The sequence below is a fragment of the Pseudomonas sp. 51_B genome (genome assembly GCF_017491595.1).
Lineage (GTDB): Bacteria > Pseudomonadota > Gammaproteobacteria > Pseudomonadales > Pseudomonadaceae > Aquipseudomonas > Aquipseudomonas promysalinigenes.
On the sequence record NZ_JAFGYW010000604.1, the window covers coordinates 1 to 241 of the forward strand.

1 pseudogene is annotated in these 241 nt (G+C 66.4%); it reads right to left on the reverse strand.

The window, feature by feature from the left end:
* Positions 1 to 111: 111 nt before the first annotated feature.
* Positions 112 to 241, reverse strand: a pseudogene (locus J5M56_RS27320) (ATP cone domain-containing protein); the annotation flags it as partial.

Here is a 241-nt window from a genome sequence, read left to right on the forward strand (position 1 = left end):
CGCCTGCGCGCCACGGGCGAGCGCGAAGTCAAATCGCTGGTAGTGGGTGAACTGGTCATGGCCGAGCTGCGCAAGCTCGACGAGGTGGCCTACATCCGCTTCGCCTCGGTGTACCGCCGCTTCCAGGCGCTCGACGCTGACCGGGCGTTTTTCCAGCGCTCGCTGCATGCCAGCGCGCAGCTTGTCTTCATCGAACGGCTGGCGGGTACCGTCCTGCTTGATCAGGCGGGGCAGCACCAGT